Annotated in this window: 14 protein-coding genes; 10 read left to right on the top strand and 4 right to left on the bottom strand. The window is 64.0% G+C overall.

The window, feature by feature from the left end:
• Positions 1–41: 41 nt before the first annotated feature.
• The gene (locus ABD301_RS21860; RefSeq protein WP_163569995.1) at positions 42–713 is read right to left on the bottom strand and encodes a TetR/AcrR family transcriptional regulator; all 672 of its coding nucleotides are present in this window, start codon (positions 711–713) and stop codon (positions 42–44) included.
• Positions 714–1,032: 319 nt separating this feature from the next.
• Between ABD301_RS21860 and ABD301_RS21865 the strand changes: the two genes are divergently transcribed.
• Positions 1,033–2,499 carry a class I adenylate-forming enzyme family protein gene (locus ABD301_RS21865; protein ID WP_344312208.1) on the top strand — a complete coding sequence of 489 codons (1,467 nt, stop codon included), beginning with the start codon at positions 1,033–1,035 and terminating at the stop codon, positions 2,497–2,499.
• Positions 2,500–2,601: 102 nt separating this feature from the next.
• Here the strand turns inward: ABD301_RS21865 and ABD301_RS21870 are convergent, their stop codons facing one another.
• The gene (locus ABD301_RS21870) at positions 2,602–3,402 is read right to left on the bottom strand and encodes a DUF427 domain-containing protein (protein WP_344312210.1); all 801 of its coding nucleotides are present in this window, start codon (positions 3,400–3,402) and stop codon (positions 2,602–2,604) included.
• A 200-nt stretch (positions 3,403–3,602) separates the two neighbouring features.
• Between ABD301_RS21870 and ABD301_RS21875 the strand changes: the two genes are divergently transcribed.
• The 6 genes from ABD301_RS21875 (at position 3,603) to ABD301_RS21900 (ending at position 9,896) form a co-directional block, all read left to right on the top strand.
• Positions 3,603–4,448: an SDR family oxidoreductase gene (locus tag ABD301_RS21875; RefSeq protein WP_344312212.1), complete on the top strand. Its 846-nt coding sequence runs from the start codon at positions 3,603–3,605 to the stop codon at positions 4,446–4,448.
• 32 nt (positions 4,449–4,480) lie between these two features.
• Positions 4,481–5,149 (top strand): peroxiredoxin-like family protein, encoded by a 669-nt coding sequence (locus tag ABD301_RS21880; RefSeq protein ID WP_163569991.1) that lies wholly within the window; start codon positions 4,481–4,483, stop codon positions 5,147–5,149.
• Entirely contained in the window at positions 5,146–5,946 is an 801-nt protein-coding gene (locus ABD301_RS21885) for a DUF427 domain-containing protein (protein ID WP_344312213.1), read from the top strand. The genes ABD301_RS21880 and ABD301_RS21885 overlap by 4 nt, the downstream gene beginning before the upstream one ends.
• A gap of 135 nt (positions 5,947–6,081) precedes the next feature.
• Positions 6,082–7,545: a carboxylesterase/lipase family protein gene (locus ABD301_RS21890; protein WP_344312214.1), complete on the top strand. Its 1,464-nt coding sequence runs from the start codon at positions 6,082–6,084 to the stop codon at positions 7,543–7,545.
• A gap of 25 nt (positions 7,546–7,570) precedes the next feature.
• Positions 7,571–9,283 carry an amidohydrolase gene (locus tag ABD301_RS21895; protein ID WP_344312215.1) on the top strand — a complete coding sequence of 571 codons (1,713 nt, stop codon included), beginning with the start codon at positions 7,571–7,573 and terminating at the stop codon, positions 9,281–9,283.
• Between the two features lie 7 nt (positions 9,284–9,290).
• Positions 9,291–9,896: a TetR/AcrR family transcriptional regulator gene (locus ABD301_RS21900; protein ID WP_344312216.1), complete on the top strand. Its 606-nt coding sequence runs from the start codon at positions 9,291–9,293 to the stop codon at positions 9,894–9,896.
• A gap of 265 nt (positions 9,897–10,161) precedes the next feature.
• On the opposite strand, the gene ABD301_RS21905 is transcribed toward ABD301_RS21900, so the two are convergent.
• A complete protein-coding gene (locus ABD301_RS21905) occupies positions 10,162–10,869 on the bottom strand; it encodes a class I SAM-dependent methyltransferase (RefSeq protein ID WP_163569985.1) in 708 nt (235 codons plus the stop codon).
• Positions 10,870–10,940: 71 nt separating this feature from the next.
• On the opposite strand from ABD301_RS21905, the gene ABD301_RS21910 reads away from it, so the two are divergent.
• Positions 10,941–11,873 (top strand): LysR family transcriptional regulator, encoded by a 933-nt coding sequence (locus tag ABD301_RS21910; RefSeq protein ID WP_163569984.1) that lies wholly within the window; start codon positions 10,941–10,943, stop codon positions 11,871–11,873.
• Between the two features lie 139 nt (positions 11,874–12,012).
• Here ABD301_RS21910 and ABD301_RS21915 read toward each other — a convergent pair whose 3' ends face one another.
• On the bottom strand, positions 12,013–13,299 hold the full coding sequence (locus ABD301_RS21915; RefSeq protein WP_344312219.1) for an ROK family protein: 1,287 nt from the start codon (positions 13,297–13,299) through the stop codon (positions 12,013–12,015).
• Positions 13,300–13,476: 177 nt separating this feature from the next.
• Between ABD301_RS21915 and ABD301_RS21920 the strand changes: the two genes are divergently transcribed.
• On the top strand, positions 13,477–13,701 hold the full coding sequence (locus ABD301_RS21920; RefSeq protein ID WP_163569982.1) for a hypothetical protein: 225 nt from the start codon (positions 13,477–13,479) through the stop codon (positions 13,699–13,701).
• 40 nt (positions 13,702–13,741) lie between these two features.
• A partial coding sequence (locus ABD301_RS21925) for a sugar phosphate isomerase/epimerase family protein (RefSeq protein WP_344312220.1) occupies positions 13,742–14,166 on the top strand: 425 nt, incomplete at its 3' end.

Genomic DNA, 14,166 nt, shown 5'->3' on the forward strand with positions numbered 1-14,166 from the left:
GGCGCCGACGATAGAGTCGATTAAGATCCTAGAATGCGGATTCAGTCCGGAACCGATGGCGCCCGACGTCCCCGCGCTCGATGGGGTCGGCTGTCGCCAGCCGGAGGCGTCGAGCGGGGCGCGACAAGTCCGGCGAAGACGAGGTGAATCGCCTGATTGACCTGATCGAGGCCCTGCGTCAGCGTCTGCCGACCGCCGTGCCACGCGACGAGCAGATCCCACCACAACGCCTGGATGATCTCGCTGAGCAAGTGCTGCTGATCGGCCGGCACGTCGATCATCTGCGAGCGCAGCGCGCGTTCGGTGCTCAGTCGCAGCTCGACCATGATCTCGCGGACCTGCGGGTCCGTCGAGGTCGCCGCATAGACCATGCAGGCGAGCATGTTCGGGATGCGCAAATACGAGCGGGTGCCTCGGCGAACGATCGCGACCAGCCGGTCGACCGGGCTGAGGTCGGCGTCGGCCAGTGCGGCCGCCGCCTGCTCCAGCGGCGCCTCCCAGTGCAGCAGGGCAGCTGCCAGCAGATGGTCCTTCGACGCGAAGAACCGATAGATGGTCGCGAGGGCGACACCCGACTCGACCGAGACCGCCTTGACACTCACCCGGTCGGGTGTCTCGTCGACCAGCAGGCGAACCGCCGCTTCGAGTACGCGCTCACGCTTGTCGCGTTGAGAGGTGGTCATCTCGTCCGGGCTCACGAGTCCTCTGAACATGCCGACCCCTCTCACCTCGGCCCGCGTGGTCCGGACTGCACGCACATTCTGCACGGCGTACGAGCGACCAAGGGCGAACCGCGGCTCGACACACCGTTCTCGCTCGACGAGCCGCGGTCAATTGACAAATCTAGAACGCGCATCTAGCTTGGCGACGCGATCCATCGGGTCGGCTCCGACGTTACTCGGCGGGCCTAGCCTCCCAGGAGTCGTCGGCGCTCTTCACCTTGCTCGGAACGGCGGGAAGTCCATGATTTTCAGCCCGTACGGAACCGCGAACGTCGAAACCGACAGCGACGGGCGCCGCCACTATCGGGGTTTGGCCCCGTCTCTTGTCGACCTCCTCGTGGCGCGTTGCCGAGAATTCAGTTCTGCCCCAGTTCTGGTCGGGTCGGACGACGAGATCGTCACCTACGCCCAGCTTTTCGAGCGTGCGGCGCGGGTGGCGGGCGGTCTCAGAGGCGCCGGCGTCAGTCGCGGTGATCGGGTGGGTCTGCAGCTGCCGAACTGCGTCAACTGGGTGGTCGCGTACTGGGCAATCCACTTGGCCGGTGGCGTCGTGGTCACCCTGAGCTCGCGGTCGACACCACCGGAGGTCGACCACATCGTGGCCGACTGCGAAGTGAAGGTCGTGCTCGACGATCCGGGCCGGCTGACCGAGGGCGCGCCGTTCGTGATCGAGGGCCAGGGCGAGGACAGCATCGCGTCGATCTTCTACACCAGTGGCACGACCGGCCGCCCGAAGGGCGTGATCATCAGGCACCGCAACGCGATCCAGAACGCGGAGAACCAGCGCCGAATGTACGCCGCCGCGCTCGGCGACAGCCCACTCCGTTCGATCATCGCCGTGCCTCTTTCGCACATCACCGGTTGCAACTCGCTGATGTTGTCGACCGTGAACTACGGCGGCACGTCCATCATCCGTTCCGGCTTCACCGTCGAGTCCTTCATTGAGGCCGCCGTCGAGCACCGAGCCACCGCGCTGGTGGGCGTACCGACGATGTACTGGCGCATCATCCGCGATCCCGCGTTCTCACCAGCGGCACTCGCCCACGTCAAGAGCATCTCGTACGGCGGCGCCCCTACCCCGCCGCGGCTGGTCGAGGACATCCGCGCCGCGTTCGGGGAGGCCGCCCTGCAGAACGGCTTCGGGTCGACCGAATGCACCGGGCTGCACACCGCCCTGCCGAACGAGTACGCGCTGTCGCACAGCAGCAGCGTGGGCATCGCCATGCCGGTCTGCGACATCAAGGTCGATGACCCGGACGTCCACGGCGTCGGCGAGCTCGTCGTCCGCGGCCCCAACGTGACCACCGGCTACTGGAACCGCCCGGACGCCACCCGCGACGCGTTCACCGTGGATGGCTGGCTTCGGATGGGCGATCTCGGCCGGATCGACGGCGACGGGTTCGTCTACGTCGTCGACCGCATCAAGGACATGATCAGCCGCGGCGGCGAGAAGGTGTTCTCCGGCGAGGTCGAGGACGTGCTCGCCGCGGCGCCAGGCGTATGGGAGGTCGCCGTCGTCGGCGTTCCGGACGACGAACTCGGCGAACGAGTGGGTGCGCTTATCGTGGCCGAGCCGGGCACGGCACTGGACACCGCCGCCGTCATCGAGCACGCGCAGCACCACCTGCTCGGCTACAAGATCCCCGAACTCGTCATCGCGATGACCGAACCGCTGCCTCGCAACTCGGCCGGCAAGATCGTCAAGTCGCAGCTGCGGCAGTCCATCGACTGGCGCGAAGTTCCCATCTATCGTCGAGGCCCGGTAACGCGTCCCTGAGACGCGGCGCACCTGTGCTGGATTGTCCCGTACGTCATCGGCGATGAGCGGCCTTGGCGCGAATTCGTCCAGGTCCGGCGGTATCGGACCGGCGAGGCGCTATTAACTATCTATGACCGCTCCATCGACGCTGGTCCGCATCTCATCGCCGAGAAAGCACAGGTAGCCCGCGATTTGCCGGGTCTCGGGAAGCGGGTCGTCGTAGAACCAGGCAGCATCCTCGACGACCTTGTCCGAAAGCTGCAACGTTCGGTATGACGCGGTGCCTTTGTACGGGCAGATGGTGTGGGTCGCGCTGGGCCGAAGAATGTCGCTTCGTACGTCGTCCGCGGGAATGTAGAAACGATTCGGAAGACCGGTCTCCGAGACCAACAACGCACGACGGGTCTCAGCGATCTCCACGCCCGCGGCCGTGACGCAAACGTGCCGGCTGGTGTGGCGGATATCCACCCGGTGATAGGGATCGCGAATCTCGCCGAAAACCTCCTCGTCCTCATCGAACCAGGAGTCCATCGCGGACCACGAAACGCCGACATGCCCAGAGAGCCAGCCAACCTGCTCGTTCAGGCGCCGGTAGGACCACACCGCGTCCTCGGCGACCCGGTCCCCCACTTTGACTGACTCGAATCCCGCATCGCCTTTGAATGGATCATGCTCCCGACGAGGACTGCTTCGGAGCAGATCCGCGCGGATATCGGTACGAGGTATGAACAGTTGCGGTAGCCTTTCGGATTCGTGCAGGAGCTTGGCCGCAATGGAATCGACCACGACCAGGCCGGCGAAGAGAGCTCGAACGCGACGCGGAAACGGGTGTCCGAACAACCGGTTCTCGGGTCCATCAAGCTGGTAGTTGCTAGCACTCGGATTCCATGCCAGCGGGCCGTGGGCAATGGTGAGGGACATTAAGTCCTCCTGGGATTGGTCTCGGTCGGAGCGACCTCCAGGATAGTCAGCGGGAGCGCGGCGAATGACTGTGATTTCTTACCGAAGAATGACGTCGAATTGGTACGCGAATCCCACCGTAAATTGGACCATGCCCGACATCTGGCGCGGCATATCGTTGTTGCCGATCGATTCCACTGAAACAGCTGAGGGAGAATCCAGTGATCGTCCTTACGGGAGCAACCGGAACGGTCGGCGGTTACCTGGCCGTGAAGCTCGCCGAACGTGGCCACCCAGCGCGAGCGATCGTCAGAGATCTCGGCAGAGCGCAGCCACTGCGGCAGTTGGGCCTGGATATCATCCCGGGAGATATGGCCAGGCCCGCGACTCTCGGTCGTGCGCTCAAGGGTGCGACCCGGCTATTCCTGCTTTCCCCGGATCTCCCGGGTGAGGAGAAATTTGAGGCCGAGAGTAATGTGATCGAGGCCGCCGCAGATGCCGGAGTCTCGCATGTGGTGTATCTGTCGGTCGCCGGCGCGGATGTCGGTGACACGGTCTTCGCTCGCTGGCATGGTCGAACCGAACGGGCGTTGGCGCGTACCCCGATGTCCTGGACCTTTCTGCGGCCCAACGGATTCATGTCCAACATCGTTGGCCCGTCCGGCCTGACCCGCCAGGAGGAGACGTTGGCGCTGCCGGCCGGAGAAGGCCGGGTTTCGGTCGTACATCCTGGCGATATCGCCGCGGTCGCGGCGAGTGCTCTGACTGATCCCCAGCATGAGCACAGGGCGTATCTGTTGACCGGTCCGAAAGCGCTGACCTTCCGCGAACAGGCCGCCCAGCTTAGCGCTCTGCTCGGACGAGTCGTCAGCTACGTCGACTTGCCCGAGGAAGCGGCCAGGGAATCCATACTCGCCAGCGGCACACCGGCGCTGGTTGCCGATGCGTTGCTGGATTTCTACCGTCACGTGCGCGCCGGCAACTGCGCGCAGGTCTCAGATGATATCGAGAAGGTCACCGGAAGCCCAGCGCGCTCCTTTACCGAATTCATCCAAGAGCTGTTGTAACAGGCCACAACCATTGCAATGAAAGGGATATTGTGCCTAAAACTCTCCATGAGGGACTTGACGCGATCCGAACCAACTTCCTGGCGCAAGCACCAACAGAGGTCAGTGACATCGTCACTTCGGAAGTCACTCGTATCGTCCATCAGGCCGACCAGGCCAACCCGGCCGCGGCCGGTTCCAGGATCGAGGACTTCAAACTGCCCGACGCCAAAGGCGACTATGTGTCGCTCGACGACGTGATCGCCGAAGGGCCCGCGGTCATTGTGTTCTATCGCGGCGCATGGTGCCCATTCTGCAATCTGACGCTGCGGACGTACCAGCAGGAGCTTTTCCCTCAGCTGAAGGAGCGCGGTATTGGGCTGGTTGCCATCAGCCCCCAACTACCGGATGGATCGCTGTCATCTCAGGAATCCAATGCATTGGAGTTCACGGTGCTGTCCGATGTGAGCAATCGCGTCGCCCGCTCGCTGGGAATTGTGTTCACCATGGGCAGCGGCGCTCAGACCCTGTCGAGAAGGTTCGGAATCGATGTCGGCGCGGTCAACGGTACGGGCGAATGGGAGCTTCCGCATCCGACGGTGCTGATCATTGACAGGCACAAAAAGATCCAGTTCATCGATGTGCATCCCGACTATACGACGCGTACCGAACCGGCCCGGATTCTGGCCGCTCTGGATTCCTCGGCCGGTGACAAGTCATGACCCTGACCTTTGGTGGTGGACCACTGTCACTAGACGCTCCGGAGAGCGTCAACTACCGGATCGATGGTCCGGTGCACCGCCTGTTCTGGCAGCGCTTCCCGCGGCGGGTCCGAGCGATCCTTGGCGACCAGGTGATTCTGGACAGTGTTGACGCGAAACTCCTGCACGAGTCACACGCTGGTCCCCAGCTGTACGTTCCACGGACCGATGTTCGGGCAGACTTGATCGTGCCGAGCGCTCATCGGGCACCACTGCCGTACAAGGGCGACGCTGTCTATGAGTCGCTTCGGATCGGCGAACGGGTTGTCGAGAACGCTGTTCAAGGCTGTCCCGAACCTGACCCCTCGGCCCGCTGGCTCGCCGGACACGTCACCATCCGGTGGGACGCGATGGATGCCTGGTTCGACGAGGATGAGGAAATCTTCGGATCCTTCCGTGACCCGTACCATCGAGTGGATGTCCGTCGTACCAGCCGGCACGTACGCGTCGTCGCGGCCGGTACTGAAATCGCCGAAAGTGACCAGGCGTTGCTGGTTTCCGAGACCGGTCTGCCCAACCGGTTTTACTTGCCGGCAGACGCCGTCCACAGAGAACTCCTGAGCCCCAGCGCCACGCACACGACCTGCGCGTACAAGGGAAACGCATCGTACCGAAACCTTCGGGTCGGCGACCGAGTTATTCCGGACGCGGTCTGGTACTACCCGCGGCCTTTGCCAGATGCGCTGCAAATTGCTGGCTACCTCTGTTTCCTTGCCGATGGAGTTCAGACCTGGGTCGACGGCAAGCCCATCGACTGACGAACACAGGATCCGAAGCAGGATCGCCTCGACCCGCAGCCCCGCTGAACGTTGGCGTTACGCAGATCTGCGCCCCAGCCTCTATACATACGTGACATCATGTATGTATGTTGACTCTAGAAGGAGGCGCCAGAAATGCGGAAAGCCATATCAGAGGTAGTGATCGCGCAGGGCCGAGTCCACGGGCAGCGAGTTGGAGGGGTGTCTGCGTTTCGCGGAATTCCGTACGCGGGGGCGCCGGTTGGCGCCAACCGGTTTGGGCCACCACAACCACCACCGCGGTGGGCCGGTGTCCTCGACGCGTACGAACCGGGGGCAGCTGCGCCTCAACCACCGGCGGTGATGGGCTGGGCTTTGGGAGCCCGCGAAATGCGGCAGTCCGAGGACTGCCTGTTTCTGAACGTATGGGCGCCGAAACCGGCCGAGTCCGCCCGGCCGGTTTTGGTGTTCCTGCACGGCGGTGGCATGGTCAGCGGCTCCGGTGGGCTGGACTGGTACGACGGCGCCGAGCTTGCCCGACGTGGGGACATCGTTGTTGTCACTGCCAATTTCCGGTTAGGTGCGCTGGGCTATCTTTTCCTCGCGGACCTCGACCCGGATGTCGGCGCCGGCAACTTCGGTCTGCTGGACCAGGCGCAGGCTCTGCGTTGGGTAAAGGAGAACATCGCCGCGTTCGGCGGTGATCCAGACGCGGTGACGGTAGCGGGTCAGTCCGGCGGGGCCATCTCCATCATCGGCCTGCTGTCTGGTTCGGCGGCGACCGGGCTGTTCCGGCGGGCCATCCTGCAAAGTGCGCCGGCCGGAATGCTGCCCCAGCGCCCAGCGGAAGCGACGGAGATCGCGGTCCGTTTCCTCAATGCTCTCGACCTTTCCCCGGCTCAGGCAAGCGAACTGCGCGCCCGCTCCGCAGCCGACATCATGACCGCGCAAGTCCAGCTTCTTCGCAGCCGGCCGAGTCATTTCCTGGATCGGACCCGGCTGTTCCAGCTCGTCGCGGCCGATGGCCTGGTGGCCGCCGATTCGGTGGGAACCGTTGGCACCCGCGCAGCCGGCGGCGTCCAGGTCATGATCGGCACCAACCGCGACGAAGCCGCCGCCATGTATGTTTTCGACGAACAGGTCCACGGGCTGACCCGGCCCGGGCTGGAAGAAGCAGCCGCGCGGTGGCTCGGCAACAGGTCGCTCGTCCCTTCGGGCGACAGCCGTACGCCGGCGGAACTGGCGATCGACCTGAACACCGAGCACATGTACCGGTCCGGCAGCATCCGCCTCGCCGAATCACTGGCCGCACACGGAAACCCGGCCTGGGTCTACCAGTTCGACTGGAGTCCGGCGGGCAGCCCGTTCGGGGCCTGTCACTGCCTGGAGCTGCCGTTCGTGTTCGGCAACCTGGCGGCCTGGGCGGACGCGCCGATGCTCGGCGGCCTGGCCGCGGACGTACTCTCCCCACTCGTCGATTCCGTGCAAGGCGCCTGGATCGCCTTCACCCGTAACGGAAATCCGACTCACGACGGCATACCCGATTGGCCATCGTACGACGGGATCGGAAAAGCAATTATGCATTTCGCCCATTCGACGGCTGTCTCATACGAACGCTGACCCGCGCTATCCACAAAGGATCACCATGGAAAAGCCCACTGTTTATGTCAACGCCAAAGTCGTCACCGTCGACAAAAAATTCAGTATCGCCGAGGCGTTTGCCGTCCAAGACGGACGGTTTGTCAAGGTCGGCACGAACCGGCGGCTGCGAGAGTACGCCCGGCGTACTGGTGCCACCGTCGTCGATCTCGAGGGGCGAATGGTTCTGCCTGGATTCGTCGACGGTCACCCCCATACCATCCTGCGCGGACTATGGAACACAATCGAGCCGTCGCTCGTCGGCCTTCGTTCCGTCGCCGAGATCGCCGCGACCATTGCCAAGGAAGCGGCGAAAGTCCCGCCAGGGCAATGGATCGCCACCACCCCGATCGGCGAGCCTCCAGACTATTTCGGTCTCCCCGAGGCGCTGACCGAGCACCGCTGGCCCACTCGCGAGGACCTGGACGCCGCGGCGCCCGAGCATCCGGTCTACATCTGCACCTCGGCGTTCTGGCCGCACCCGGCGATTTTCAACAGCGTCGCCCTGCGGCTGCTCGGCGTCGACCGGAACACGCCGGATGAAGGCATGATGCACATCGCCAGAGATGATGACGGCGAGGCCACCGGCCTGATCTACGGCCTCACCATCTTCACCAGCAGCGCGCTCAACACCCGACTTCAGTCCCTGTTACCCCAAATGTCACCGCACACACGGCGGGACGCCATCGAAGTCGCGGTCCGCGAAAACCTCACCTTCGGCGTCACGACCATTTACGAGGCACACAGCAATTTCTTCATTCCAGAGTTGCGCCAACTACACGCCGAGGCACGACTCGCGAATCGTGTCGTCAGCGCGTACGAATTCCCCAACACCCGGTCGATCGACGAGCTCGACGCCTGGATGGCCAGCCGTACCGACGCGCTAGGCGCCGGCACCGGCGACGATCACTTCAAAGTCGTCGGCGCAACGCTGTCCGTCGATTCAGGCGGCCCTGCCTTCGGTGGCCTGGTGATGTTCGAGCCGTACCTTGACATGTACGACCAGCCCTGCAACGGCGAACCGACCGTGTCGACGGACCAACTCGTGGAAATCGGCCACCTCGCCCACAAACACCACCTGCGGCTCAACATCCTCGCCGGCGGCGACCGAGCGTGCGCCATGGCCACCGAGGCACTCGCGATCATCAACGCATCGACACCGATCGCCGGCCGCGGCTGGATTCTGCAACATGCCCTCTACCCGACTCGGGAACAACTCGGCCAGCTCAAGGACATGGGAATTCTCGCCCAAACCTGCTCAAGCACCGACTTCACCAAAGGCGTACGCCTCTATGTCAACCGGTTGACTGGCGATCGCTGGCAGAACGTGGTCCCCCTGCGGTGGTGGATCGACGCGGGCGTACCGATAGCGCAAAGCTGCGACGGTGCCCACCCGGAGCCGATGTTCCAGATCTGGGCCTCACTTCGCCGAGTGGACGGCGAGACTGGCCGCGACATGATGACACCATCGAAGAAGATCACCCGCGCGGAAGCCATCCAAATCCATACCATCAACGGCGCCGCACTCGTCCAGTGGGAAGATCGGCTCGGCTCCGTCGAAGCCGGCAAGCTCGCTGATTTCGTGGCTCTGGACCACGACATCCTCACCTGCCCCATCGATGAGATCCGCGATACCGAGGTCGTACTCACTGCCATCGGCGGAACTGTCGTACACGACACCCGCGGAGCCAGCACTCCGCCGCACTGGCACACGACATAATCCACGCATGAGAAAGACCGCGGAAGAGGCCGCGCGGACCCGCGCGGCCGTATTGGCAGCAGCCCTCGACTCTTTCGCCGAGAACGGCTGGGATTCCTCCACCATCGAAGGAATCGCGCAACGGGTCGGCCTCACCCGGGGAGCCGTGGTCCACCACTTCGGTGACAAAAGCTCCCTGCTACGAGCCACCCTGGTCGAAGGCTGGGCCGAGCAGTCGGACCGACTACTGGCGCCACTTCTGGACGACAGCCACACACCACAGCAACGACTGACCAACTTCATCGCCAACTATCTTGTCAAACTCCGTACCGACCCGTCTCTGCGCGCCCTTGTCGTCGTTGGCGCCGTGGTCGCCCCACACATCCGCGACCACGGCGCCGGCATGGACGACCACAGACAAGCCCTCGACGTGTGGCGCGAACACCTCACCAGGCTGCTCAGATCCTGCACACCACAGCCGGACCTGTCAGTTCGCCACATCACCTTCAGCATCATCGCCCTGATCAACGGCGCAGCCATGGAAGCCGCCATCGACCCCGCCCACCTGCCCAGCCACGCCGCCGCCAAAGCAATCGCTGCCGCCGCCGTACGCGGATGGATCGCCGCGACCTGACCAAGACACACCAGCCTCCTGCGGTTCCCCCAGAAGCCGCATGGGAAGTCCTCCACGATTCCGGGAGAACCGCATTGTGCCGTTTAGTCTCGCGGTTGTGGCGGGTTCATGCTGGATCCTGGTTGCTGCGATGGTGGTGCGACCGTGAATGGCCGCGGGCATGGTCAGATCACGCTGGCCGACGTCGGGATCGTCGCTGTGCTCTGTGGCGGGATATGGTCTTCGTGTTCAGCGCAGCCAATGTTGGCCGCCTCCGATCGCTGCCTCAGCTGCTTTGTCCCGTGAGCGGTGACGCTGGCAGGGCGCGGAGTCGAAGGCCGACCTCGGCAATCGCGCCGGTGCTCACCTGGTGATGTTCGATCTCCTTGAGAGCGGCAAATACGCTTTGGTCGGTGGGGTTAATGTAGCGGTGCAGGTAGGGCGCTGGGCTTGACTCGACGAGGTCGAAGTGACGTCGGATCGCCTTGACCAGCTGTTCGCCCGGATGCATCGGATCCTCGACGCCGTGTCGATGCTGCCATTTGCGCAGTGGCTCCACCACTGGATCTTCGTCCTGATGCCCTTCCAGCGCGCCCGCCTTTCCCAGCAGGACACGGATGTCGTAAAACCAGCCGGCGGTCTTGGCGTCAGCGCGTTCCCAGGCGAATTCGTCGGCGAGCAGAGTGCCGCCGGCTTTGAGCAGGTCCCGGGTTCGTTCAATGGCGGCGTCAAGGCGATCGACATGATGCAGGGAAAAGGAAAACAGCACGGCATCAAACGGTTGGTTGTCATAGTCGGCAATGTCGGCAACGAATGCGGCGACCCCCTTGCTGCGCGCGGACGCGACTGCGTTCGGATCGATGTCGATGGCCGTGACGTCGTAGCCACGGGCCGTCAACGCGGCGGCGAGGTCGCCTGAGCCGCAGCCGGCGTCAAGCAGCCGTACCGGCTCCGGGAGATGTTCGGTCACGTACGCGATCTGCGTCTGGATCATGCCGTCTACTGTTTGCCGATCAGGCTTTCAGGACAACTGCAGGTTGCTTGGGTCTGACATACGCTCGATGCATGCTTGATCCGTGGACACTGCGCGTACTGGTCGAAGTGGCTCGGCGGGGGTCCTTCTCGGCGGCCGCGCGGGCCCTGTCAATGACGCAGCCGGCGGTCTCCCGGCAGATCGCGGGCCTGGAGAAACGCGTCGGCGTAAGCCTGTTCCAAAGAGTGCCGCGCGGCGTACGCAGCACCGCCGCCGGCGCCGCGGCGGTGGACCTCGCCGACGAGATTTTGGCGCGGTTGAAAGCCATGGAAGTTCACCTGACGGCGTACGCGACGCTCGACACCGGGCAGCTCAGACTGACCGCCTTTCCGAGCGTGAACTCGTCGTTTGTGCCCGCGGCGATCCGTCGTTTCCGCGCGGCCTATCCGGGCGTATCGGTCAGCCTCACGCATCCCGACCCAGCCGGACCGCTTGCCGCGGTACGCGCCGGTCGTACCGACATCGCCCTGCTCACAGCCTGGGATTTGGCTGCGCCCGTCGACGGCATTGAGCTGCACAGACTGCTCGACGATGAGTTGCTGGTGGCGTTGCCGGTAGGGCACCGTCTGGCCGGTCGGAAGCGCGTGCGGCTGCGGGATCTACGCGATGAAACGTGGATCGAGGGCGGTCATCCGGACTGCCTGGGCCCGGCGCCGCAACTTGCCGACGGCTTGGGATCCGCGCCGCAGATTGGTTTCGTCTGTGACGACTGGAACAGCAAACAGGCGTTGGTCGCTGCCGGCGTAGGCATTGCGCTCGTCGCAGCTTCGGCGATGATGGCGATCCGCACCGACGTGGCGGTACGCCGTACCCACCCGGAACTGCCAACGCGGACGCTCTATGCCGCCGCAGTCGCGCAACCGTTCCAAACCCCACCGGTCGCCGCAATGTTGAAGATGTTTGCTATGCGTACCAAACAACTCGACACGAGTGAGTTCCCGGCCGTATTGCGGGTTCATGAGTGATCGGCTGGTCGCCGACCGCCTCTTTTCAATGCTGCATAAACCCGTGGGCCGTTGGCCGTACGAGCCTGAAACGGCGGTGCTGGGTATTCGTCGTTTTGGGGCGACGTTGTGGGTGTGTCTGATCTGTCGGTGATGAATCCTATTGGACGGGCACCGGGTGTACGACATCCGAGCGTCCTATCGGTGATTTGTGTCCGATCCACGCGGTGAGTCGTTCGCGGGACATGAGTTCGTCGATGACCATGAATGCGGCGCCCATGAGCCCTGCCCGGTCGTCCAGCGGGGAGCGGGCGATGCGGAGGTCTCTGGTGGCCAATGGCAAGGATCTGCGGTAGACGGTTTGTTTGATGGTGGCGAGCAGAAGATCGCCGGCGCCGGCGACGCCGCCCCCGACCAGGACGAGTGAGGGGTTGAAGAAGTTCACCAGGGTGGCGAGCATCTCGCCGACCAGCCGACCGGATCGGGTGAGCAGCTCGACGCTGGCCAGGTCGCCGTGGGTCGCTGCTTTCGCAACGTCGCGGGCCTCGATGGAATGGCCTTTCGTTAATAATCTGGCTAAATACGGGCTGCGACCGTCGGTGGCTGCCGCCAAGCCGTCCCGGGCCAGGGCGGCACCGCCGGCGAAGGCTTCCAGGCAGCCAATGTTGCCGCAGCGGCAGATCACCGAGGCGTCGTCGAGGATGGCGACGTGGCCGACATCGCCGGCGCATCCTTTGTTGCCGCGGTGAAGTTGTCCCGCGGAAATGAGGCCTGCTCCAATGCCCGTACCAATCTTCAGGTAGACCAGGTCTCGTTCGCCGCGCGCCAATCCGCCACGGAACTCGCCCAGCGCCATCAGGTTGACCTCGTTGTCGACCCAGACAGGTACGTCGTAGCGCTCAGCGAGTCGATCGCGTACCTGATAGCCGTCCCAACCCGGCATGATCGGCGGCGCGACCGGGCGTCCGGTGGCAAACTCGACCGGGCCGGGTACGCCGACGCCGATGCCCCAGATCTGCGGATCGTTAGGGTTTCTGGTGTCGAGCATGGTGTCGAACATTCGCTCGACCTCAGTCAGCGTCGCTTCTGCGCCGCTCGCTATGGTCCACGGTTCTTCCTGTTGGGCGACAAGTTGACCGGCCAGGTCGGCGATGCCGACGCTGATGCTGGTAGCGCCGAGCTCGGCGACCAGCAGATGTCCGGCGTTGGCGCGAAAGTGAAGCTGTCGTGGCGCCCGCCCGCCGTTGGAAGGGCCGAGTGTTCCCTCTTCGAGCAGGCCCGCGTCGATCAGGTGCGCAACGCGCTGGGTGACAACGGTACGTCCCAGTCCGGAATGGCGGATGATCTCCGGGCGGGTCCGCGCAGTCCCTGACCGTGCCAGGTCGAGCACCGTGACCAGCGTGTCCAGTTGTTCGGCCAGCAGCGGTTGGCCATCCGGTTCTGCCATCAGTGCCCCCATTTAGACCTCCAGTAGCCAGACTTAGAAGTCTAACGTGTTGACTTCTGTTTACCACAAGCATTAGCGTAACCGTGAGCAACCTAGATCACATCCGGCCGCAGCTGCCGGCCTGTCGGGCAGACTGCCCAGCCGAATGACCGCTCAACGACGGTCCGAGGAACTCTTATGACAGACAGATTGCGTGTCGGCATTGCCGGTGTCGGTGCCATCCATGAGGTGCCGCCCGTGCAGTCGTCGCGGCAGGTGGCTGGTCACGGCCCGATAGAGAACGCCGCGACGGTGCTTTTCGGGACGGCCCGCGGTGCGCTCGGCACGGTGGTGATCAGCCAGGGGTGGGCCGGGCGGAAGAACTGGCCTGCGGGTGGTTTACCAGAGATTTGCGACCGCTGATTGTCGCCTGATATCGAATTCTCACCGAAGGGCCTGGAAAATGCGTCTCGGTTACCACTCGATCACGTGGGGCGGGGTTGTCGGCCATCCGGTCGGCGTCACCAGCGTGAAGGATCTTTACTACCGCGCCAACGGCTCGACGGAGCAGGCGGTGCGGGACATTGCCGCGGCCGGATATGCGGGAACGGAGATGTTCGACGGTAATGTCGCGGCCTACGCGGACAAACCGGAAGTGCTGCACGAGCTGCTCGCCGGTGCCAACGTAAGCCTGGTCAGTGTCTACAGCGGCGCGAATTTCATCTACAACGACATCCTGCCCGACGAGCTTTATCGGTTGCAGTGCGCCGCTGAACTGGCCGCCACTTTCGGTGCTGAGCAATTTGTCGTTGGCGGCGGGGCAAAACGGGCGAGTGGTACGACGGACCAGGACTACGGCCGGCTCGCCGATGCTCTGGACAGAGTCGT

Origin of the sequence: Fodinicola feengrottensis (assembly GCF_039530045.1) — a bacterium.
GTDB lineage: Bacteria > Actinomycetota > Actinomycetes > Mycobacteriales > HKI-0501 > Fodinicola > Fodinicola feengrottensis.